Consider the following 20,947-nt stretch of genomic DNA (forward strand, 5'->3'; position numbering starts at 1 on the left):
GACGATGCGATCCCGGAAGGTTCTTAGCGCAATGATGGCCGGTGTCGGCCTGGCTGGCCTCATGCTGATGGCGCCCGTCACCGGTGCCGCCGCACAGGAAGGCAAGGTCGGCGGAACGCTCAAGCTTCTCGCCAACGCCGCTGCCGGCACGATCGATCCGCACATCAACTACACGCTGCAATATTTCCAGATCAACTACATCCTCTATGACGGGCTGGTGACCTTCCGCAAGACCGGCGACAAGACCGGTTTCGAGGTGGTGGCGGACTTGGCCGAGAGCTTGCCCAAGCCTGAAGACGGCGGCAAGAAATACGTCTTCACGCTGCGCAAGGGCATCAAGTTCGCCGACGGATCGGACCTGACGACGGCCGATGTCGTGGCATCGTTCCAGCGCATGTTCAAGATCAGCGGTCCAACCACGGGCACGCTCTACAACGGCATCGTCGGCGCCGACAAATGCCTCAAGACGCCGGCGACCTGCACGCTCGAGGGCGGCGTCGTCGCCGACGAGGCGGCAAGCACCGTGACCTTCAATCTGGTGGCGCCCGATCCCGATTTCCTGCAGAAGATTTCGATCCCGCATGCGGCGATCCTGCCCGCCGAAGCGTCGCTCAAGGATTCCGGGACCGTGCCCATCCCCGGCACCGGGCCCTACATGATCGCCAGCTACGATCCCAACAGCCTGCTCAAGATGGTGCGCAATCCGCATTTCAAGGAATGGAGCAAGGAGGCGCAGCCGGCCGGATATCCCGACGAGATAGACTATGGCTTCGGTCTCACCGACGAGGCGGCGGTCACCGCCGTGGAGAACGGCCAGGCCGACTGGATGTTCGATCCGCCGCCGGCGGACCGTTTGGCGGAACTGGGCACCAAATACGCCAAGCAGGTGTCCGTGCATCCGCTGACGGCGATGTGGTATGCGCCGATGAACACCAACCTCGCGCCCTTCAACGACATCCGCGTGCGGCAGGCCGTCAACTACGCCATCGATCGCGCCGCCATCGTCAAGCTGTTCGGTGGCAGCAACCTGGCGCAGCCGTCGTGCCAGATCCTGCCGCCGAATTTCCCGTCCTACGCACCCTATTGCCCGTTCTCGGCCAATCCTGGTGAGAAATGGTCCGCACCTGATCTGGAGAAAGCCAAGGCGCTGATCGCCGCCTCCGGAACGGCCGGCCAGGAGGTGACGATCATCACCGAGGACACCGAGGTGTCGAAATCGATCGGCGTGTATCTGCAGGATGTGCTGAACGGCCTGGGCTACAAGACCTCGGTCAAGCCAATCTCCCAGAACATCCAGTTCACCTACATCCAGAACACCAACAACAAGGTGCAGATTTCCATCTCGCAGTGGTTCCAGGATTATCCGGCGCCTTCGGATTTCCTGCAGGTGCTGTTCAGCTGCGCCTCGTTCACGCCCGGCTCGGACGCCTCGGTCAACATCTCCGGCTTCTGCGACAAGTCGATCGACCAAAAGATGGCCGAGGCTCAGACCGGCATGATCGCGGATCCGGCCAAGGGTGCGCAGCTGTGGACTGCCGTCGACAAGGCGGTGACCGACGCAGCACCCGTGGCCGTACTCTTCACGCCCAAGCGTGTCGACCTGATCTCGCCGCGGCTGAAGAATTTCGTCTTCAGCCCGCAATTCTACTGGATCATGAGCCAGTCTTGGGTCGAGTGATCGTGGGTTGAGTGATCAGGCCCAATCCGATCCGCGGCGGAGCGATGCGCAATCCTCCGCCGCGGTTGCTTTTCCCGCCGATCTGAAATTCATACCCATCATGGACAATACGAGTGGCGGGCAAGCGCTGGTTCGGAGCCGCCGGGGTGCCGAGGGGCCATGGCGCACCGCGTGGCGCAAGCTCAAGGCCGATCGGGCCGCCATCATGGCGTTCGGTGTGCTGGTGCTGATCACTGCTGCTTGCCTGGCCGCCCCCCTCTACGCCCGCCATGTGGCGCGGACCGATCCTTTCGCCACCAACCTCAATGGCGAGATCGTCATTAACGGCGAGACCAGGCAGGTGCTGGAACCTTCGACCGAGGGGCTCGGCCTGGGGTTCACGCCGCTCGGACCGACCTGGGATTTCGGGCCCTATATGCTGGGCGCCGACAACCAGGGCCGCGACGTCGCCGCGCGCCTGCTCTACGGCGGGCGCAATTCGCTGCTGATCGCCGGCGCCGCGGCGGCGATATGCCTTGGCCTGGCGACACTGCTCGGCGTCGTCTCCGGCTTCTTCGGCGGGCTGGTCGATACCTTGCTGTCGCGCATCCTCGATGTGCTATGGGCGTTTCCCATCTTCCTGCTGGCGATTTCGCTGTCGATCGTGCTGATCACGCAAAGCATCACCATCGGGCCGATCGAAATCCGCTCCGGCAGTCTCTGGCTGCCGATCTTCATCATCGGCATCGTCTATGTCCCCTATGTCGCCAGACCCATCCGCGGTCATGTCCTGTCGCTGATGCAGGCCGAGTTCGTCACGGCGGCGATCGGCATCGGTGCGTCGCCCTGGCGCATCCTGTTGTATGATATCCTACCCAACGTGATCACCCGGGTCATCGTCTTCGTGCCACTCATCCTGGCGCTGAACATGATGACCGAATCCTCGCTGTCCTTCCTGTCGATCGGCGTGCAGCCGCCCGACGCCAGCTGGGGAACGATCATCCAGGACGGCCAGGGGCTTCTCTATTCGCGCCCGATCGTCGCCCTGGCGCCAGGGATGGCAATCGTCATCTGCGTGCTGGCGCTGAACATATTGGGCGACGGGGTGCGCGACGCGCTCGACCCGAAATCGTCGATCAGGGTCGCCTGATGCTGACGGCGCTCCTGTCCAGGCTGGGTCAAATGGTGCTGGTGATGTTCGGCATCAGCGTCGTCGCCTTCCTGATCTTTTTCGCCACTCCTGGCGCTGACCCGTCGGCGCGCATTGCCGGGCGTAACGCATCGCAGGAGACGCTGGTCCAGGTGCGGCACGATTTCGGCCTCGACCGGCCGCTGCCCGTCCAATACGCGCTGATGATGGAGCGACTCTTCATCAGCCGTGACCTCACCTCCTTCGTCAATCGCGGCCAGAAGGTCGTTCCAACGGTGCTCGAGGCGATCCCGATCACCTTGTCGCTGGTGCTTGGCGCTGCAGTCTTGTGGGTTCTCGGCGGGTTGATCGTCGGCGTGGTCGCCGGAGCGACGCGCGGCACATGGCTCGACAGGACGCTGATGATCCTCAGCCTGATCGGCGTGTCGATTCCGGTCTTCTGGCTGGGCGAAGTCGCCAATCTGGTCACACAGAGCCGCTGGCATGACAGCTGGCTGTTCTCGTGGGTGCCGCCGCTCGGCTATATTCCCTTCACCGAAGATCCCTGGGGCTGGTTCAAGGCGCTGGTCATTCCCTGGTTCACGCTCGCCACGCTCTACATCGGGCTTTACGGCCGCGTGCTGCGGGCCTCGATCATCGAGACCATGCAGGAGGATTTCATCCGAACCGCGCGCGCCAAGGGCATCGGCGAGCGGCGGGTGCTGATGCATCATGGGCTCAGAACCTCGCTCGTCGCCTTCGTCACCATGTTCGGGCTCGATTTCGGCGCCCTGGTTGGCGGCGGCGCCTTGCTGACGGAGGTGGTCTTCGGCCTGCAAGGGGTCGGCAAGCTCACCTACGGGGCCTTGCAGACGCTCGATCTGCCGATGATCCTGGCGACAGTCATCTATGCCTCGTTCTTCGTGGTCATGGCCAATTTCATCGTCGACGTCGCCTTTGTCTTCATCGATCCGAGGGTTAGAGATGCCCACTGACAAGCCGCTGCTGGTCGTCGAGAATCTGTGCGTCTCGTTTCGCACGGAGGGTGGTGTGGTGCCTGCCGTCAGCGGCGTCTCGTTTTCGCTCGAGCGGCGCGAAATCATCGGCGTCGTCGGTGAAAGCGGCTCGGGCAAGAGCCAGACCTTGCTTGCCATCCTGGGGCTGATCAGCAGCCCCAACGCCGTCGTCACCGGGTCGGTCCGGTTTCTCGGTCAGGAGTTGCTGGGGCTCAAGCGTCGTGCGCTCGACGCCGTTCGCGGCCGGCAGATAGGGATGATCTTCCAGGATCCGATGACGGCGCTGACGCCGGTCCATACGATCGGCAACCAGATCATCGAACAGATCCGCGCGCATGAGAGGGTGTCGCGCACTGCCGCGCGCAAGCGGGCGGTGGACTTGCTCGACGCGGTTGGCTTGCCGAGCCCCGACAGTGCCGTCGACCGTTACCCGCACCAGCTGTCCGGCGGCATGCGCCAGCGCGCCGTGATCGCCATGGCGCTGTCGTGCAATCCGGCGCTGCTGATCGCCGATGAGCCGACGACGGCGCTCGACGTGACAGTGCAGGCGCAAATCCTGGAGCTGATCGGTCGATTGCGCGATGAGTTCGGATCCGCCGTGATCCTGGTCACCCATGACCTTGGCGTGGTCGCCGAAGTCGCCGATCGCGTGCTGGTGATGTATGCCGGGCGCGTTGTCGAGGAGGGCGGCAAGGGGCAGCTTTTCCGCGAGCCGCTTCACCCCTACGCATGGGGCCTGTTCGGTTCGATTCCGCCGATGCACGGTCCGCGTCCCGCGCGGCTGACGGCCATTCCCGGCAGTCCGCCGAAACTGAGCCAGATGCCGCAGGGCTGCGCCTTCGGGCCGCGCTGCGCGTTCCGGCATGATGCCTGTGCCGCGCAGCCTTTGCTTGGCGGTGCGGGAGGACACCGGTCGGCTTGTTTTCTTCCGCAGGACAGGCGCCAGGATCTGCGCCGGACGCTTGCCGCCAGGGCCGTGCCGGCATGACCGAGACCAGGCCAAAGCCGCTGGTGCGGACCAGCGATCTGTCGAAACACTATCCGGTCGGGCGCTCGCCCTTTCAACGGCGGATCGTCCATGCCGTCGAGCAGATCTCGCTCGACATCTTCCCGGGCGAGACGCTTGGCATCGTCGGCGAGTCGGGCTGCGGAAAATCGACGCTGGGGCGCTGCCTCGTCCGGCTCACCGAAATCACCTCCGGGTCGCTGGAATTCGAGGGCCGGGACATCACCAGGGCCTCGCAACGGCAGCTTCGGCCTATACGCCGCCAGATGCAGATGGTGTTTCAGGATCCGGCCGCCTCGCTCAACCCACGCCGCCGCGTCGGCGATCTCCTGGCGGACCCGTTTCGCGTGCACGAAAAGCTGTCGCGATCGGAAATGGCGGATCGCGTCGAGGATCTGCTAGTCCGCGTCGAACTGCTGCCCGAGCATGCCCAGCGCTTTCCGCATGAATTCTCGGGTGGACAGCGCCAGCGCATCGGCATCGCGCGCGCCCTGGCGCTGCGGCCGCGGTTGATCGTTGCCGACGAACCGGTATCGGCGCTGGATGTGTCGATCCAGGCGCAGATCATCAACCTGCTTGCCGATCTGCGCGACGAGCTCAACCTGACCTACGTGTTCATTGCCCACGACCTCTCGGTGGTCAGGCAATTCTCGTCGCGGGTGGCGGTGATGTATATGGGCTCGATCGTCGAAACCGGACCGGTCGACGCTGTCTTTTCTGCGCCGCGCCATCACTACACCATAGCACTTCGCTCGGCGGTGCCGGTTCCCGACGTCGACAACCGGCCGGCCCAGCGGATCATACTCAAGGGCGATTTGCCGAGCCCGCTCGACCCGCCGTCAGGCTGCCGTTTCCATACGCGCTGCGTGGCGGCGACTTCAGTATGCCGCCACGAACGTCCCGTGCTTTCGCTCGTCGACAAGAACCACTTCGTCGCCTGCCACCATCCGAGGACAGGCTAAAGCATGATCCCGAAAAATGGCGTCCGGTTTTCGGAAAAGATTATGCTCAAACAATAAGATAGAGCCACATCCCGATTCCATCGGGATGTGGCTGTAGCCTGCCTTCAGAAGCGATAGCGCAGGCTGGCGAACAGCGAGCGGCCCTCGTCGCCGTAGCAATAGCCGGCCGAGCAGATGGTCTGCCTGATATCGAACAGGTTCTTGGCGTTGGCCTGCAGCTTGACGCCTTCGAGCTTCGGGTTGCGGGTGCCGAAATCGTAGGACAGCGAGGCGTCGACGAAGGCGCGTGCGTCGTTCTTGAAGGTGTTGGTGTCGTCGCCATAGCTCGAGCCGGCGACGCGCACGCCCGCGCCCAGTCCCAGTCCTTCCAGCGTGCCGTTCTCGAACTGGTAGTGGCCCCATAGCGACAGGATGTGGTTCGGCGTCGCCGACAGCTCGTTCCCATCGGTTCCTTCGGCGCCGCGCTCGATCCTGACGCGCAGATAGGTGTAGGAGGCGATGAAGCTGAAGCCGTTGTCGAGCGAGGCATTGGCCTCCAGTTCGACGCCGCGCGAATTCAGGTCGAGCTGGCGCTGCTTGTTGATGCCGGTCGAGGCGTCGAAGACGACGCCGTCCTTCTGGTCGATGTCGAACAGCGCCGCGCTGACGGTCGCATTGTGGTCCGGTATCTCGTATTTGACGCCGATCTCCTTCTGCGTCGCGATGGTCGGGCGGGCGATGCGGCCGACAGTGCTGGAGACGTCGTCATAGACGAAGCCGATGTTTGGCGAGAACGAGGTCGAATAGTTGACATAGGGCGTGATGCCCCATTCGGTCTGGTAGGACAGGCCGAGCCGGCCGGAAAAGGCGCTGTCCTTCTGATCCGACGTGCTGAAATCGGCGGCGGTGGAGGTGGTGTCGACCCAGTCGTAGCGGCCGCTGGCGAACAGGGTGAAGTCGTTCCACTCCATCTGGTCATGCAGGTAGGCGCCGAGCTGGTTCATCTCCTGTCCGCCAGAGTGGGGAACCGCAGCCGCCTTGATGTCGTCGACCGAGACATAGGACAGACCGCTGCCGGCATCATAGTCCGACCAAGCATAGTCGATGCCGCCGACAGCGGTATGCTTGACCGGGCCGGTGTCGAACTCGAACTGCGCCATGTTGTCGACGACGAAGTTCTTCATGTTCTCGGTGTAGTGGCCCCAGTAGCGCTGCAGTGGCTGGTCGGCGCCGATCGAGTAGTGGCCTGCGTACTCGATGTCGCTGTCGACGGCGTTGTAGCGCAGGTTCTGCCGCACCGTGAGCAGGTCGTTGAAACGGTGCTCGAACTCGTAGCCGATACGGCCCTGGCTCTGGGCGAAATCGTTCCAGGCCGGGTCGCCCTCATAGACGTTGGACAACACGCCATAACTCGAATTGTAGAAGGCCGCCGTGCCGCCGGTGACCGATTTCGAATATTCGCCGAGGATTGTCAGCTTCGTATCCTCGTCCGGCTTGAAGGTGACAGCCGGCGCCAGATAGATCTTGTCGTCGGGATAGGCAGGCAATTCGGTCTCGCTTTTGCGGCCGAGGCTGGTGAAGCGATAGAGGATGCTGCCGTCCTCGGTTACCGGCCCGGAAGCGTCAAGCGCGGCCTGGAACCGGTTGTGCTCGCCGGCAAGCAGTTCGATTTCGCGGAACGGCTCATCCTTGGGGCGCTTGGTGACGAGATTGACGATGCCACCCGGGCCGCTGACGCCGTAAAGGGACGATGCCGGGCCCTTCAGGATGGTGACGCCCTCAATGCCGTAGGGCTCGGTCTTGAACCAGGCGGAGGGGCCGTTGTACTGGCGCAGCCCGTCGCGGAACATGCCGTTGTAGAAGGCCTGGAAGCCGCGCAGGAAGAACGCGTCGTAGCGGGTGTCGAAGCCGAAGCTGTTGGGATTGGCGCTGGCCGTGTAGCCGAGCGTTTCGTTCAGTGTGCGCGGCTGCTGGTCCTCGATCTGCTTCTGCGTCACCACGGAAATGGCCTGTGGGATCCTGGCGATCGGCGTATCGGTCTTGGTGCCGATGCGGTCCTTCTTGGCGACGTAGCCATCCTGAACCAGGATCTCGTTGCTCTGCGCAGTGACCTCGATCTTGCCAAGGACGGGAGCAGTCTCGCTGTCCTGGGCGCGTGCGGCGCCAGGCTGGCCGAGCATCGCCGTACCGCCCAGCAATGATATCCCCAGGCGCCATGTCGTCGGCCGCGTTCGCATCAACTCGTCTCCACTGTCTCATGCAGGATTGCGCTCCCGCGCTCTCAAATATGAGTATGTTAGTCAAGTATTTTTTCGTGACTTGTGCGCAGACTGCCGGGTGCTGTCACACAGCGGCAACGCTGGTCAGGATTCGGCTTTGCCTGGAGCGGTTCATCGTTTCACGGAAACGCAGAACCGCTCCCTCTCTTTGTTTTGACGCAATTCCGGACGGAAAACCGTTTCACACTTTTCCTGGAATTGCTCTATTGCCTGACGCTTCTCGCCATCAGGCGCGCGACGCTCGGGCCGACCAGCAGCACGATCAGGAAGCGTGCCGATTGCAGCGCCATGACGAAGGAGATGTCGACGTTCTGCGCGGCGGCGGCAATGATGGCGATGCTGTCCATGCCACCGGGGCTGGTCGCCAGGTAGGCGGTCAGCGGATCGATGCCGAGCAGATGGCTGATCATGAAGGCAAGGCCGCCGCAAAAGGCGATCAACGCCACGATCGAGCCGATGATCTGCGGCAAGGCGCGCGTCGCATGGCGCAGGATCGGCCGGGTGAAGTTCAGGCCGATCGACCAGCCGACCATCGCGTAGCTGACCGCCAGCAGCCATTGCGGCAATTGCATCTCCACGCCAAGGCCGAGATGGATGACGGTGCCGAAGATGAAGGTGCCGAGAAAGAAGGGCGAGGGCAGCCGACAAAGCTTTCCCGCCAGGCCGCCGACAAGCGCAATGCCGATGGTGGCGGCGAAGGCTTGGCGGTCGATCGGCGGAAACCAGATGATGGGCGGGATTTCGACGCCCGACGTGTCGACCCACATTTTGGCGACGAGCGCCGCCGTCATCGAAACGAAGATGACGCGCAGGTACTGCATGAAGGCGACGAGGCGCTGGTCGGCGCCGAAGGCACCGGCCATCAGCACCATGGCGGTGGCGGCACCTGGCGACGAGCCCCAGACGGCGGTGGTGCCGGGCAGGATGCGCCAGCGGCTGATCAGCCAGCCGAGCAGGCTGGAGGCCGTGACAGTGGCCACCACGACGCCGAGAAACAGCGGCCATTCCCGGTAGAGGACCGGAAAGATGTCGGCCGAGATCGAGCTCGCGACGAGGCAGCCGACAATCGCCTGGGCGGCGCCGAACAGAAGACGCGGCGCGCGCACCGTGGCGCCATTGGTGCCGGCGACGATGGCCGCCAGCATCGGCCCGATCAGCAGCGCTGCCGGCAGGGCGGCGAATTCCAGCGCGCCGGCAAACAGGGCGGAGACGGTCAGGATCGCCAGCCATTGCCAGAGCTTGCGCATGCGCGCCATGCGCTCGATGGCGGGCAGGTCCGGTGGTGGCGGCTCGGCCGAGGAATCCATGTTTTGGTCTTAGACACGAAGCCGGGTGATGCGAACCCCGCTGCGCCGAAAAAGGATGCTTGCCTCAGCCGGTCTCGGCGTCGGCGAGGCCGAAGCCGCCGACAGGGTGGGTTTCGACCTGGAATTCAAAGCCGGCGATGAACGGCCGCGCCTTGGCGATCGCCGCCTGGACTTCTGGGAGCTGCAGCGAGGCCTTGTGGCTTTCGGCGTCGGTCCACACTTCGGTGACCCAGATCGCATCGGCATCCGCGGGGTCGCGGGCGATGATGTAGCTCAGGCAGCCCGGCAGGGCGCCGGTGCTGGTGCTGGCGCGCAGGACATCCATGACCGCGTCGCGCTGGCCGCGCGCCGCCCGCATCTTGCCGATCAGTCCGTACATTCCTCTGTCTCCCTTCAAGGTTTTCGACAAGATATGCAGATCGTCAGTATGCAGATAGCCGGTCAAGGCATCAACTGGCCGCCATTCACCTCGATCACCTGGCCGGTGATGTAGCCGCTCAAGAGGTCGGAAGAGAGGAACAGGTAGGCGCCGACGCAATCCTGCGCGGTGCCGGCACGTCCCTGTGGAATGGTGGCGACCATGCCCTTCATCTGCTCGTCGGTCGAATAGCGCTCGTGGAACGGCGTGAGGATGGTGCCGGGCGCCACCGCGTTGACGCGGATGCCGAAGCCGATCAGCTCCTTGGCCATGCCGCGCGTCACGTTGGAGACGAAGGCCTTGGCCGAGCCGTAGAGGCCGGCGCCGCCGCCGGCGCCGTTGCGCGCGGCGATCGACGAGGTGTTGACGATGAAGCCGCCCTGTTTCTTCAGCCACGGGATCGCCTTGCGCGAGGCGGTCAGCACCGAACGTGCATTGAGGTCCATCACCGCGTCGTAATGCGCCTCGGTCTGCTCGGCATAGGGCACGCGACCGAGCATGCCGCCGGCATTGTTGACCAACCCGTCGAGTCGGCCGAAATGCTGCGCGCTGTCCTCGACGACGCGCTCGACATCGGCGGGAACGGAGAAATCACCCTGGACGAGGAACACCTCGCCGCCCTCGTTGGCAATGGTCTTGGCCAGAGCCTCGGCGGCGTCGCGGCTCGAATTGTAGTGCAACGCCACCTTGCATTTCTGCGCGGCGTAAGCCGACGCCAGGGCCGCGCCTATGCCGGTCGATGCACCGGTGACCAGTACCGCCTTGCCGGCGAGATCGGGAATGCTGAGTGTGGTGGTGGCTGGCACGCGCGTCCTCCGGGATTTCTGCCAGTCCTTCGTAGGCCTTTGGTGCCCGGATGTTCAAGCCTCAGGGGCGCAGATAGACGTAGCCCTGGCCCTGCAGTTCCGCGAGTTTGACGACGCCGCCCCTGTCGGCGGTATGGAAACCGTCGAGCAGGTCGGTCAAGGAAATATCCATGCCTTGCATGGTGTTGGCGCAGGCATGCGGATTGAGCCCCTGCTGCACCAGGCTGGCGAAGCGACCGGAAATCGCGGCCGATATGCCTTTCGACTTGAAGGCGGCAAGGGCCGGACCATGCACGACCAGCACGATGTCGACATTACCGCCGGTGCCGTCATAGTGGTTCTTGATGTTGCCGAGAACGAAATTGACCTTGTCGAGATCGCTCAGATGATAGGCCACCTTCTGCCTGGCAGGCTCCGTGGCGGCTGCCTGCACCACCCGCAGGCCAAAAAACGTCCCGGTTCCGGCAAGAACCGCGCGGAACATATCGCGCCGGCGCATCGCATTCTCCTCCGCTTGGCGGCGCACCGCAAAATGCGTGGCTGCGGCCGCAATACTAGCATAAATTGACATTACGTCTGCCGATGCGAGGAGGGGGTCACATGGCATCTGGGAAATGGAAGACAGTAGCCAGCGCCGGATTTGGCGTCGTGCTGCTTGCCGGCTCAGCCTTCGCCGATGACGCTCTCAAGCTCACCGAACTCAGCCCCAACGGCGCCGACGCCTGTTTCGGCCGCGTCTATGACGCAGCACATCTCAAGGCGCATCCGAAGCAGAAGGTGGCGCGGATCTTTTTCTACTACGGCCATGATCCGGTCAGCCGGCCGAACGAGGAGCCGACCGCGAATTCCGACTCGTCCTACAACGCCTTCGTCGCCACAACCGTGCGCGGCGCCAAGGCGCCGGAATGGGCCGGCGGCTGGTGCAATCACGAGTCCGAGGACGGCAAATCAGGCCCGATCCATTGCGGCATGGATTGCGACCGCACCCTGGCCTCGCTGAAAGTCGATGACAAAGGACGCCTGATCCTCACCGACGTGCAGCCAGATCTTTATCTCGATGCCGGGTCGGAAGAGGAACTGGGCGCGGCGGAATATGACAGGCAGGCGCTGGGCAAGGAGGATGACAATTTCCGCCTCGACCCGATGCCGGCCGCGACCTGCAAGGCGGAGTTCGCGCGCATCGATCCGATCGACCCGGCGCTCGGGCCCCCGCTGCGCGAACGGCTGAAGCCGGATCAGGCCTTCTGCTATGGGCGCGACTACGATGCAGCGCATCTCGGCTCCCATCCCGACCAGTTGACGCAATCGATCCGGGTTTTCCGCGGCCCGGTGGAACTGGCGTCTTTTGCTTCAGGGGGCGACGCGGCCAACTGGCCCGACGGCGCCGACATTGCCGTTACCGTTACCACGAGGCAGAAATCGGCCAAGGTCACGCAGACCTATTCCTGCCAGGGCGAGGCCGACCAGTGGCGCTGCGCGGCAAGTTCGAAGATGAGCGATTTTTCCTGCGACATCGCGCAGAAGGAGATTTTCCTCAAGCGCGGCGCCAACGGCACGATGATGCTGGCCAATCCCAACAGCAGCCTGGCGATCGTCGACCTGTGCTCAAAGGCCGCCGACGGCAAGACGAAGTCCGACGACAAGGTCTACCGGCTGCAGCCGATGCCGCAATCGGCCTGCGCGCCGTGAGCTGAACTTCAGGCGAAGGGCACAGCGGTCGTGCCCTTGGGCAGCTTGGCTTCGTCGTCGGGCTCGACATGGATGGTGACGCGCACCGAGGGGATTTCGGCTTTCAGCGCGTCCTCGATGCGGTCGCAGATGACATGGCTGGCGCCGACCGACATGTCGGCGTCGACGACCAGATGGAACTCGATGAAGGTGGCGCGGCCGGCGATGCGCGTCTTGAGGTCATGCACCTCCAATGCGCCCTTGCAGTTGGCCGAGATTACGTCGCGGATGTGCATGTGTTCTGCCGTGTCGACAGCGCGGTCCATCAGGCCGTTCATCGACGAGCCGATGACATGCCAGCCCTGCCACAGGATGTTGAGCGCTACGAGGACGGCCAGTGCCGGGTCGAGGATCTGCCAGCCGGTCAGGATTGCCCCGACCAGGCCGCCGAACACACCGACCGAGGTCACCACATCGGTCATGATGTGGTTGCCGTCGGCGACCAGCGCCGGCGATTTCTCGGCCCTGCCGGCGCGGATCAGCGTCCAGGCCCAGAAGGCGTTGATGACCGTCGCGATGCCGTTGACCGCGAGGCCGTTCCAAGGCTTTTCCATGGGCGCCGGCGCCTGCCAGGAGCGCCAGACCTCGTTGAGGATCAAAAGGGCGGCGAGAACGATCAGCACGCCTTCGAGCACCGCCGAGAAATACTCGGCCTTGTGATGGCCGAAGGGATGATCCTGGTCGGCCGGCTTGTAGCTGACCTGGATCGCCCAGAAGGCGGCCATCGAGGCAATGACGTTGACGATCGATTCCAGCGCGTCCGAATAGAGCGCCACCGAGCCGGTGATGTACCAGGCGGCGAGCTTCAGGCCGAGCACGATTGCGGCAATGATGATCGACCAGAAGGCAAGGTTGGCGACCTTGCGCTTCGCGGCGGCTTTGGCCGCGATCGCCATCGTGTTCTCGGCTTCGGCCATGGTCGTCAGGCGGCCTTTTCCTTGGCCTTGCGCGGCAGGTGGGCGACGATGTTCTCGATGATGCGCATGCCGGCATTGTGGCCGAGCGTCATGATCGATTCCGGGTGGAACTGCACCGCGGCAATCGGCTCCTTGCGGTGCTCGAAGGCCATGATGACGCCGTCCTCAGTCTCGGCCGTGACGATGAAATCATCGGGCAGGCGCACCGGATCGGCAAAGATCGAGTGATAGCGGCCGACGGTGACTTCCTTGGGCAGGCCGGAAAAGATGATGCCCGGCTTCGAGACACGGATGCGCGACGGCTTGCCATGCATCGGCACATGCAACTGCCTGAGCTCGCCGCCATAGGCCTCGGCCAGCGCCTGCAGGCCAAGGCAGACGCCGAAGATCGGCAGGTCACGGGCGCGGGCCTTCTTGATGGTGGCGGCGCAATCGAAATCCTTCGGCGTGCCGGGGCCGGGCGACAGCACGACAAGGTCGGGCTTCAGCCGGTCGAAGACTTCCTCCGGCACCGGCGTGCGCACGGTCGAGACGTTAGCCCCGGTCTGGCGGAAATAATTGGCCAGCGTGTGGACGAAGCTGTCCTCATGGTCAACGAGGAGGATGTTGACGCCGTCGCCGACGCGGGCGGTGGTGCGCTCGGTGCTGGCGGAATTGCCTGTCTTGGCGTCGCGGATGGCGGAGAGCATGGCGGATGCCTTCAGTTCGGTTTCGGCTTCTTCTTCCTCGGGAATGCTGTCGAAGAGCAATGTGGCGCCGGCGCGCACTTCGGCAATGCCATCCTTGATGCGGATGGTGCGCAAGGTGAGGCCGGTGTTCATGTCGCCGTTGAAATTGACCATGCCGATCGCGCCGCCATACCAGGCGCGCGGGCTCTTCTCGTTCTGCTCGATGAAGCGCATGGCCCACAGTTTCGGCGCGCCGGTGACGGTGACCGCCCAGGCATGCGACAGGAAGGCGTCGAAGGCATCCATGCCTTCGCGCAGCCGCCCTTCAATGTGGTCCACGGTGTGGATCAGGCGCGAATACATCTCGATCTGGCGGCGGCCGATGACGCGCACCGAGCCCGGCTCGCAGACCCGCGACTTGTCGTTGCGGTCGACGTCGGAGCACATTGTGAGCTCGGATTCGTCCTTCTTGGAGTTGAGCAGCTTCAGGATCTGCTCGGAGTCCGAAATGGCGTCGTCGCCGCGCTTGATGGTGCCCGAGATCGGGCAGGTCTCGACACGGCGGCCGTTGACGCGCACGAACATTTCCGGCGAGGCGCCGATCAGATATTCGCCTTCGCCCAGGTTGATGAAGAAGGAATAGGGCGAGGGGTTGATCGACTTCAGCTTGCGCGAAATCTCGGACGGCTGCGTCTCGCAGCGCTCATAGAACATCTGGCCGGGCACGACCTCGAACAGATCGCCGCGCTTGAACGAATCCATGGCCTTGCGAACCAGATTGGCGTATTCGCCCGGATCGTGGTCGCCGCGCGGCGGGATGCGGTCGGGGCTCTTGAACGGCTCGGCGATTTCGTCGCGGGGCAGGCCTTCCGTCGAAAACCCATCGCCCGAATAGTCGTAGCGGTCGGTCCAGGCCTTGGCCGAATAATGGTCGACGACCAGGATCTCGTCGGGCAGGAACAGGACGAGATCGCGCTGGCTTGGCTTGCGTTCGAGCTTGTAGTCGACCGGGTCGAACTGGAAGGCGAGGTCGTAGCCGAAGGCGCCGTAGAGGCCGAGATTGGCGTCTTCCTCGGTCTTGAACAGAGCGGTGATGGCGCGTAGCACGGTGAACACCGAGGGGACGCGGCTGCGTTCCTCCTCGGTGAAGACACGGCCGGGTTTGGCGACGTCGAGGCGGATCAGTTTCTTGGAGTTCTCGACGATGGCGACATCGGCCAGGTTGCCGAGCGCCTTGCCGATGGCCGGCAACAGCGCCTCGCCACGGCCGTTCAGCGCCTCGATGCGCATGGCGCGGCCACGCGCCGAAATGACCAGCGGCGGATCGATGATGGCGGTGTCCCAGCGCGTGTAGCGGCCGGGATATTCGTAGTTCGAGGAAAACACCGCGCCCCGGCGCGCATTCAGCCCGTCGACATAAGCGTCAATCGCGCCCGCATAGGGCCGGTCGTGGCGCTCGCGGATGATGGTGATGCCACCCGCCGTCACGAAACTTTCCGCCCCGTTTTCCAGAACCTTCATCGTCACTGCCGTCTCCATCAGCTTCTTGGGGCAACGGACCCGGGAATGGCTTGAAAAAACAAATGGCCGCCCGGACATTCCGTTGCGGCCACCTTCTATTTTCACGCGTACGCGTTCGAACAGGCCGCTGTCAGCTGGCCCACCACCAAATGGTCTTGGTCGAACGCATGTTCATGGCGAAATCCATAGCTGCGAAAAACCGGATGCGCAACAGGTTTGAAAATCTGTTCGTTGGCCGTCGCTTCTGCAGCTCATGGCACATCGCCTGAGCCAGCGGTCCCGTCTAGGCTGGATGTCCAACAGCAGAATATGGGAAAACACCAATGACCGAGCAGATCGACCGCGCGCGGACGTTCAATTCCCTCCACGTCAAGGGAAACCCGATCGTTCTCTACAATGCCTGGGACCCGGGCTCGGCCAAGATCGTCGAGAAAGCAGGGGCCAAGGCCATCGCCACGGGAAGCTGGCCGGTGGCGGCCGCCTTTGGATACGCCGATGGCGAGAAAATCCCGCTGGAGCTGGCGCTCGACAACATCAGGCGCATCGCCGCCGCAGTCGACCTGCCGGTGACCATGGACCTGGAGGGCGGTTACGGCGTCGACCCTGATATCGTCGCCCGGACCGTAACGCGTGCCGTGCAAGCCGGCGCCATTGGCTTCAATTTCGAGGATCAGATCGTTGGCGGCACCGGCCTGCACGACATCGCCGTGCAGGTGAAGCGGATCGAAGCCGCTGCCGCAGCGGTCAAGGCGTCAGGTATCCCGGCATTCCTCAACGCCCGAACCGACATCTTCCTCAAGGCCAAGCCGGATGCGCACGACAAGGCGCTGCTTGACCAGGCGATCGAGCGGGCGCATGCGTTTGAAAAGGCCGGAGCGAATGGGTTCTTTGCACCGGGTCTTGGCGATGAAGGCCTGATCGAGGCGCTCTGCAAGGCAATTGCGTTGCCGGTCAACATCATCGCGCTGGCGCATGTGCCGCCGCGCCAGCGGCTGGCGGAACTCGGCGTCGCCCGCATCAGCCACGGCCCGGTGCCCTACCGGCAGATGGCCGAATGGCTGGAGTCGAAGGCGCGGCTGGCGATCTCAGGTTAGTTCAGTCCTCCAGTGTCCCGGAGCGCGCGTCGGCGCTCTTGCTGTCGCCGACGAGTTTCAAAAGATCCTCGCCGGCGCGGATGATGCGGCGCGAGCGGCGGGTCAGGATAATGCCGTCCTGCGGCGCGAACACTTCGGTGCGGCCATCGGTTTCACCCGGTGCATGCACGATGGTGGCGAGGCGCGCGCCCTTGGCGACGCGGTCGCCGGGCTTCACATCGTAAAGCACGGCACCTGCCCGGGGTGCCGGCATCATGTCGATGTTTTCCAGCGGGGCCACGACACCGGTGAAAGGACTAGGTGCCGGCAGGGCGGTATCGGTGATCACGCCGCGCGCCACCAGCAGCCGGTAGAGGCCTTCGGCGTCGGCGGCGGCCAAGGCGCCGTCGACATCGAGGATGCCGCGATATTCGACCGTGGTGGCGACGCGACGGTCGAGCTTGGCCACCTCATCGGGAACGTTCTGGTAGGGCATGATCGAGGCGCCCTCGAACGTGCCGTCGGTGTCTTCGCTCCACAGCATCACCGCATCGACGCCCATGGCGGCGGCACAATCGGCCATCGCCGGCCACAGGCTGGTATGGACATAGAGATAGGCGAGGCCCTCGTCGTCGCAATGCAGGTCGAGCACGATGTCGTGGCCGAGGGAAAGCTGCACCAGCCGGGTCTTCAGCCGCTGGTCGACGGAGCCAAGGGTGGTGTCGGGCAAGAGTGCTACGTCGGGCGCGGCAAGCAGCGGAAAGCCGCGATTGAAGTTGGTGCGGGTGCCGAGATGGAAGCGGCCCTGATGCTCGCCGAAATGATATTGGGCGCGGCCGATCGGGTTGGCCCAGGGCACGACGGTGATGTCGCCCTTGACGCGGCCTTCGGCCTCGGCCTTGGCCAGCATCGGCATCAGCGCGTCGATGGCGACGACGCCCGGCAACTCGCCGGCATGGAGTGCTGCCTGCAGATAGGCTGACGGAGCGACCTTGTCGGTTCCGGCAAAGCGGAACAGCGGAAATTCGTAGGAAACACCTTCGCTTTCGCCGGCAATGCGCTCGATCGATTTCTGCATGACTTTCCTCCATCAAGAGCGACAAGACATGCCCATTTGAAGGGTGCCGATGTCGATTGGTCCAGCGTGCCGCGCTATGGGCGCAAGCGGTTATTCCGCGGCAGCCTGAAGCGGGACGACAGGCGCGCGCCGATCCAGCGTCTGCGACAGCACCGCGACGATGACCGCCAGCAGTGCCAATGCCGCGCCGACCAGCGGCAGATTGGCATAGGAAACGCCCGCGGAAAGGGCCACGCCACCGATCCAGGCGCCGCTGGCATTGCCGACGTTGAAGGCGCCCTGGTTCAGCGTGGCGGCGAGGTTCGGCCCTTCGGAAGCCGCCTCGACGACGCGGATCTGCAGCGGCGGCACGACGACGAAGATGAGCAGGCCCCACAGGAAGACGATGCCGATGGCAACGCCGGCTATCGCGCCGAACTGCATGAAGCCGACAAACAGCAGCGCCAGCAACAGCAGCGTGCCGATGACTGTCGGCATCAATTTCCAGTCGGCGAGCCTGCCGCCGATGATGTTGCCGATGGTCATGCCGGCGCCGAACAGCAGCAGCACCCAGGTGACCGCGGAGGTGGACAGGCCGGACACGTCGGTCAGATAGGGCTTTATGTAGGTGAAGACGGCAAACAGGCTGGCCGAGGCAAGGGCGGCGATCAGCATCGCCAGCCAGACCTGCAGCTTGCCCAGCACGCGCAGCTCGCCGCGCAGGCCGCCACCGCTTGGCTCGGCGACGTCCGATGGCACCAGCCAGGCGATGCAAGCGACCGAGATCAGGCCGATGCCGACGACGGCAAGGAAGGTGGCGCGCCAGCCGAAGGCCTCGCCAAGGGCGGTGCCGGCCGGGACGCCAAGGATGTTGGCCAGCGTCAGCCCAGCGAACATCAGCGCGATGGCGCTGGCCCGCCTGTTGCGCGGCACAAGGCTCGCGGCAACGACCGAGCCGATGCCGAAGAAGGCGCCGTGGCCGAAGGCGGTGAAGACGCGCGCGGCCATCAGCATCCAGTAGTTGGGTGCGATGGCGCAGAACAGATTGCCGACGACGAACAGCGCGGCGAGACCCACCAGCACCGGCTTGCGCGGCAGATGCGCGGTGGCCATCGCCACGATTGGCGCGCCGAAGACGACGCCGAGCGCATAGCCGGTGACCAGCAGGCCAGCCGAAGGGATGGACACGCCGAGGTCGGCGGCGACCTCCGGCAGCAGGCCCATGATGACGAATTCGGTGGTGCCGATGCAGAAGGACGCAATGGCAAGCGCAAGGATCGGCAAGGGCATGGAGCGTCCAGACTGAATCGGTTCAATCCGAGAATGCGCGTAGACTCTTGCCAATCGCAACATGCATTGCTGCAATGCAGCAATGCATAAAGTCGAGAGCTTAATGGCCGGTACATCAGGCCAGCGGCTTCAGTTCCTGGGCAATGGTGGGCAGCAGTTCCGAGACATTCGGGTGGATATGAACGGCACGTGCCAGCGTGTCGACGGGCGCCTTGGCGTACATCAGGTCGAGCACGCAATGCACCGCCTCGTCGCCGCCGGGACCAAGCACCGAACAGCCTAGGATCTCCCTGGTGTCGGCGTCGACCAGGATCTTCATGAAGCCTTGCGTCTCGCCCTTTTCGACGGCGCGGCCGACGCGGGTCATCGGCCGTTGGCCGACCAGCGCCCGGCGGCCGGATTTCTTCACCGCAGCCTCGGTCATGCCGCAGCGGCCGAGTGGCGGATCGATGTAGAGCGCATAGGCCTCGATACGGTCGCTGACCTTGCGCGGATCGTTATCCAGCAGGTTGGCGGCGACGATCTCATAGTCGTTGTAGGAGGTGTGGGTGAAGGCGCCCTTGCCGTTGCAGTCGCCCATCGCCCAGATGCCGGGCACGCTGGTGCGCAGCTGGTCGTCGACGGTGACGAAACCGCGCCGGTCGACCTCGACGCCCGCCTTGTCGAGGCCGAGATCGTCGGTGTTGGGTGTGCGCCCGAGAGCCAGCAGCACATGCGAGCCGACCGCAGGCGGCTTGCCGGCGGAGAAGGTGACGGCAATGTCCTTGCCCTGTCTGGCGAAAGCGATGTCGTCGGCACCGACATGAACCGCAATGCCTTCGTTTTCGAGGATCGACAGGATGGCGGCCGAAACATCCTCGTCCTCGCGGCCGGTCAGGCGCGGGCTCTTTTCGATGACGGTGACTTCGCTACCGAAGCGGCGGAACATCTGCGCGAATTCGAGCGAGATGTAGCTGCCGCCGACGACGACGAGATGGCGCGGCAGGACGTCGAGATCCATCATCGAGGAATTGGTCAGATAGCCGATTTCGTGGACGCCGGGCAGGTCGGGCACCGAGGCGCGGCCGCCGGTGTTGAGGAAGATCTTCCCGGCGGTCAAAAGATCGTCGCCGACGCGCACGGTGTTGGCGGATTCGAAACGCGCATGACCGCGATAGAGCGTGCATTTGTCCATGCCGGCGATCCAGGTTTCGAGTCCGGTGCGGGCGTCGTTCGACACCTTGTCCTTGCGCGCCTTGACCGCTTTGTAGTCGACGCCGACGGGGCCGCCGAGCGTCACGCCATAGTCGGCGGCGCGCCGCGCCAGATGCGCGGCATAGGCGCTGGCGACCATGGTCTTGGTCGGCATGCAGCCGGTGTTGACGCAGGTGCCGCCGACCAGCTTGCGCTCGATCAGCGCCACGCTCATGCCGGCAGCGTTCAGCCGGCCGGCCAGCGAAGGGCCGGCCTGTCCGGCGCCGATGATGATGGCGTCGAAGGTTTTGGCCGTCATGCCACCGCCGCTACGATCAGCAGGCCGCCGATGATCGCCACCGCGTCCTCGATGAAGGCGGCGGGCGGATCCTTGCCGAAGGCGGCTGCCAGCCGGCCGCGTGCATCGGCGCCGCCCGTGCCGATGACAGCGCCGATGGCGCCCGCGATCAGGCCGCCGATGGTGGAACCGCCGGTCGCGCCGATCACCGCGCCGCCGAAAGCGCCCATGATGATGCGGGCGCCGAACTGCTGCGGCACTTTCCGGCTCGGCGTCGACGGCAGCTGGTCGGTGACCAGTTCGACGATGGCCAGGATGGTGAAGATGCCGACAGCGGCCCAGTGGCTCATGAAACCTGCCCAGGTGCCGGCGATCGGCAGCCAGCCGAGATAAGCGCCCCAGGCGACGGCCGCTGGCGCGGTCATGGCACGGAGACCGGCAATGACGCCGATCAGAAGTGCGAGAATATACAGCATGGTTGATCCCCTCATCGCCGGCCAGGACAGCCCGGCAAGAGCAGGCTAGCATAGGGCGGGCCTTTGACCAGCACATGACTTCAAAAAATCCGAATGGCTGGGAGGACAAGACGGGAAATGTGTGGTGTCCCACCGGGACGGGGGATTAGCGCACTCCAGACCAAGCTGGGATGTTCAGCTTTCTGCG

At 64.2% G+C, this 20,947-nt stretch carries 18 protein-coding genes; 7 read left to right on the forward strand and 11 right to left on the reverse strand.

Translation table 11 applies throughout. The annotated features are described in order from the left end of the window. Window positions 1-4: 4 nt before the first annotated feature. From ACFFNA_RS15060 to ACFFNA_RS15080, 5 genes are all read left to right on the forward strand, one after another. Window positions 5-1,678: an ABC transporter substrate-binding protein gene (locus tag ACFFNA_RS15060; protein ID WP_378919396.1), complete on the forward strand. Its 1,674-nt coding sequence runs from the start codon at window positions 5-7 to the stop codon at window positions 1,676-1,678. 100 nt (window positions 1,679-1,778) lie between these two features. Further along, window positions 1,779-2,807 carry an ABC transporter permease gene (locus tag ACFFNA_RS15065; RefSeq protein ID WP_111543708.1) on the forward strand — a complete coding sequence of 343 codons (1,029 nt, stop codon included), beginning with the start codon at window positions 1,779-1,781 and terminating at the stop codon, window positions 2,805-2,807. After that, window positions 2,807-3,781 (forward strand): ABC transporter permease, encoded by a 975-nt coding sequence (locus tag ACFFNA_RS15070; protein WP_111542816.1) that lies wholly within the window; start codon window positions 2,807-2,809, stop codon window positions 3,779-3,781. Before ACFFNA_RS15065 ends, ACFFNA_RS15070 begins: the two co-directional genes overlap by 1 nt. Further along, window positions 3,771-4,790, forward strand: coding sequence for an ABC transporter ATP-binding protein (locus tag ACFFNA_RS15075; protein WP_378919399.1), 1,020 nt, complete (start codon window positions 3,771-3,773; stop codon window positions 4,788-4,790). The genes ACFFNA_RS15070 and ACFFNA_RS15075 overlap by 11 nt, the downstream gene beginning before the upstream one ends. After that, window positions 4,787-5,770 (forward strand): ABC transporter ATP-binding protein, encoded by a 984-nt coding sequence (locus tag ACFFNA_RS15080; RefSeq protein WP_378919401.1) that lies wholly within the window; start codon window positions 4,787-4,789, stop codon window positions 5,768-5,770. Before ACFFNA_RS15075 ends, ACFFNA_RS15080 begins: the two co-directional genes overlap by 4 nt. 104 nt (window positions 5,771-5,874) lie before the next feature. Here ACFFNA_RS15080 and ACFFNA_RS15085 read toward each other — a convergent pair whose 3' ends face one another. The 5 genes from ACFFNA_RS15085 to ACFFNA_RS15105 all read right to left on the reverse strand — a co-directional run bounded on the left by ACFFNA_RS15085 (window position 5,875) and on the right by ACFFNA_RS15105 (window position 11,058). Then, window positions 5,875-7,986: a TonB-dependent siderophore receptor gene (locus tag ACFFNA_RS15085; protein WP_378919403.1), complete on the reverse strand. Its 2,112-nt coding sequence runs from the start codon at window positions 7,984-7,986 to the stop codon at window positions 5,875-5,877. 245 nt (window positions 7,987-8,231) lie between these two features. After that, window positions 8,232-9,335 carry an AbrB family protein gene (locus tag ACFFNA_RS15090; RefSeq protein ID WP_378919405.1) on the reverse strand — a complete coding sequence of 368 codons (1,104 nt, stop codon included), beginning with the start codon at window positions 9,333-9,335 and terminating at the stop codon, window positions 8,232-8,234. Between the two features lie 64 nt (window positions 9,336-9,399). Further along, window positions 9,400-9,714, reverse strand: a complete 315-nt coding sequence (locus tag ACFFNA_RS15095; protein WP_378919407.1) for a putative quinol monooxygenase — start codon at window positions 9,712-9,714, stop codon at window positions 9,400-9,402. Between the two features lie 62 nt (window positions 9,715-9,776). Next, entirely contained in the window at window positions 9,777-10,559 is a 783-nt protein-coding gene (locus ACFFNA_RS15100; protein ID WP_378919409.1) for an SDR family NAD(P)-dependent oxidoreductase, read from the reverse strand. A gap of 61 nt (window positions 10,560-10,620) precedes the next feature. After that, window positions 10,621-11,058, reverse strand: a complete 438-nt coding sequence (locus ACFFNA_RS15105; RefSeq protein WP_378919411.1) for a DsrE family protein — start codon at window positions 11,056-11,058, stop codon at window positions 10,621-10,623. A gap of 101 nt (window positions 11,059-11,159) precedes the next feature. Here ACFFNA_RS15105 and ACFFNA_RS15110 point away from each other — a divergent pair, with 101 nt between their 5' ends. Next, window positions 11,160-12,248 (forward strand): hypothetical protein, encoded by a 1,089-nt coding sequence (locus tag ACFFNA_RS15110; RefSeq protein WP_378919413.1) that lies wholly within the window; start codon window positions 11,160-11,162, stop codon window positions 12,246-12,248. Window positions 12,249-12,256: 8 nt separating this feature from the next. On the opposite strand, the gene ACFFNA_RS15115 is transcribed toward ACFFNA_RS15110, so the two are convergent. Further along, window positions 12,257-13,204: a cation diffusion facilitator family transporter gene (locus ACFFNA_RS15115; protein WP_111542824.1), complete on the reverse strand. Its 948-nt coding sequence runs from the start codon at window positions 13,202-13,204 to the stop codon at window positions 12,257-12,259. Window positions 13,205-13,209: 5 nt separating this feature from the next. Beyond that, complete coding sequence (locus tag ACFFNA_RS15120; protein WP_378919415.1) at window positions 13,210-15,399, reverse strand: anthranilate synthase; 2,190 nt, start codon at window positions 15,397-15,399, stop codon at window positions 13,210-13,212. Window positions 15,400-15,716: 317 nt separating this feature from the next. Between ACFFNA_RS15120 and ACFFNA_RS15125 the strand changes: the two genes are divergently transcribed. Further along, entirely contained in the window at window positions 15,717-16,487 is a 771-nt protein-coding gene (locus ACFFNA_RS15125) for an isocitrate lyase/PEP mutase family protein (protein WP_378919417.1), read from the forward strand. Between the two features lies 1 nt (window position 16,488). On the opposite strand, the gene ACFFNA_RS15130 is transcribed toward ACFFNA_RS15125, so the two are convergent. The 4 genes from ACFFNA_RS15130 to ACFFNA_RS15145 form a co-directional block, all read right to left on the reverse strand. After that, window positions 16,489-17,544: a M14 family metallopeptidase gene (locus tag ACFFNA_RS15130; RefSeq protein ID WP_378919419.1), complete on the reverse strand. Its 1,056-nt coding sequence runs from the start codon at window positions 17,542-17,544 to the stop codon at window positions 16,489-16,491. Window positions 17,545-17,634: 90 nt separating this feature from the next. Further along, on the reverse strand, window positions 17,635-18,813 hold the full coding sequence (locus ACFFNA_RS15135; RefSeq protein ID WP_378919421.1) for an MFS transporter: 1,179 nt from the start codon (window positions 18,811-18,813) through the stop codon (window positions 17,635-17,637). Window positions 18,814-18,928: 115 nt separating this feature from the next. Then, the gene (locus ACFFNA_RS15140; RefSeq protein WP_378919423.1) at window positions 18,929-20,305 is read right to left on the reverse strand and encodes an FAD-containing oxidoreductase; all 1,377 of its coding nucleotides are present in this window, start codon (window positions 20,303-20,305) and stop codon (window positions 18,929-18,931) included. Further along, window positions 20,302-20,760 (reverse strand): DUF4126 domain-containing protein, encoded by a 459-nt coding sequence (locus ACFFNA_RS15145; RefSeq protein WP_378919425.1) that lies wholly within the window; start codon window positions 20,758-20,760, stop codon window positions 20,302-20,304. Before ACFFNA_RS15145 ends, ACFFNA_RS15140 begins: the two co-directional genes overlap by 4 nt. Window positions 20,761-20,947: the final 187 nt, after the last annotated feature.

The sequence above is a fragment of the Mesorhizobium kowhaii genome (genome assembly GCF_042431665.1).
GTDB classification, from domain to species: Bacteria; Pseudomonadota; Alphaproteobacteria; order Rhizobiales; family Rhizobiaceae; genus Mesorhizobium; species Mesorhizobium kowhaii.

What these genes read in the sequence shown, in the direction of transcription:
- ACFFNA_RS15060 (WP_378919396.1), top strand. Translation starts at nt 5, where the DNA reads ATGCGATCCCGGAAGGTTCTTAGCGCAATGATGGCCGGTGTCGGCCTG.
- ACFFNA_RS15065 (WP_111543708.1), top strand. Translation starts at nt 1,779, where the DNA reads ATGGACAATACGAGTGGCGGGCAAGCGCTGGTTCGGAGCCGCCGGGGT.
- ACFFNA_RS15070 (WP_111542816.1), top strand. Translation starts at nt 2,807, where the DNA reads ATGCTGACGGCGCTCCTGTCCAGGCTGGGTCAAATGGTGCTGGTGATG.
- ACFFNA_RS15075 (WP_378919399.1), top strand. Translation starts at nt 3,771, where the DNA reads ATGCCCACTGACAAGCCGCTGCTGGTCGTCGAGAATCTGTGCGTCTCG.
- ACFFNA_RS15080 (WP_378919401.1), top strand. Translation starts at nt 4,787, where the DNA reads ATGACCGAGACCAGGCCAAAGCCGCTGGTGCGGACCAGCGATCTGTCG.
- ACFFNA_RS15085 (WP_378919403.1), bottom strand. Translation starts at nt 7,986, where the DNA reads ATGCGAACGCGGCCGACGACATGGCGCCTGGGGATATCATTGCTGGGC.
- ACFFNA_RS15090 (WP_378919405.1), bottom strand. Translation starts at nt 9,335, where the DNA reads ATGGATTCCTCGGCCGAGCCGCCACCACCGGACCTGCCCGCCATCGAG.
- ACFFNA_RS15095 (WP_378919407.1), bottom strand. Translation starts at nt 9,714, where the DNA reads ATGTACGGACTGATCGGCAAGATGCGGGCGGCGCGCGGCCAGCGCGAC.
- ACFFNA_RS15105 (WP_378919411.1), bottom strand. Translation starts at nt 11,058, where the DNA reads ATGCGCCGGCGCGATATGTTCCGCGCGGTTCTTGCCGGAACCGGGACG.
- ACFFNA_RS15110 (WP_378919413.1), top strand. Translation starts at nt 11,160, where the DNA reads ATGGCATCTGGGAAATGGAAGACAGTAGCCAGCGCCGGATTTGGCGTC.
- ACFFNA_RS15115 (WP_111542824.1), bottom strand. Translation starts at nt 13,204, where the DNA reads ATGGCCGAAGCCGAGAACACGATGGCGATCGCGGCCAAAGCCGCCGCG.
- ACFFNA_RS15125 (WP_378919417.1), top strand. Translation starts at nt 15,717, where the DNA reads ATGACCGAGCAGATCGACCGCGCGCGGACGTTCAATTCCCTCCACGTC.
- ACFFNA_RS15130 (WP_378919419.1), bottom strand. Translation starts at nt 17,544, where the DNA reads ATGCAGAAATCGATCGAGCGCATTGCCGGCGAAAGCGAAGGTGTTTCC.
- ACFFNA_RS15135 (WP_378919421.1), bottom strand. Translation starts at nt 18,813, where the DNA reads ATGCCCTTGCCGATCCTTGCGCTTGCCATTGCGTCCTTCTGCATCGGC.
- ACFFNA_RS15140 (WP_378919423.1), bottom strand. Translation starts at nt 20,305, where the DNA reads ATGACGGCCAAAACCTTCGACGCCATCATCATCGGCGCCGGACAGGCC.
- ACFFNA_RS15145 (WP_378919425.1), bottom strand. Translation starts at nt 20,760, where the DNA reads ATGCTGTATATTCTCGCACTTCTGATCGGCGTCATTGCCGGTCTCCGT.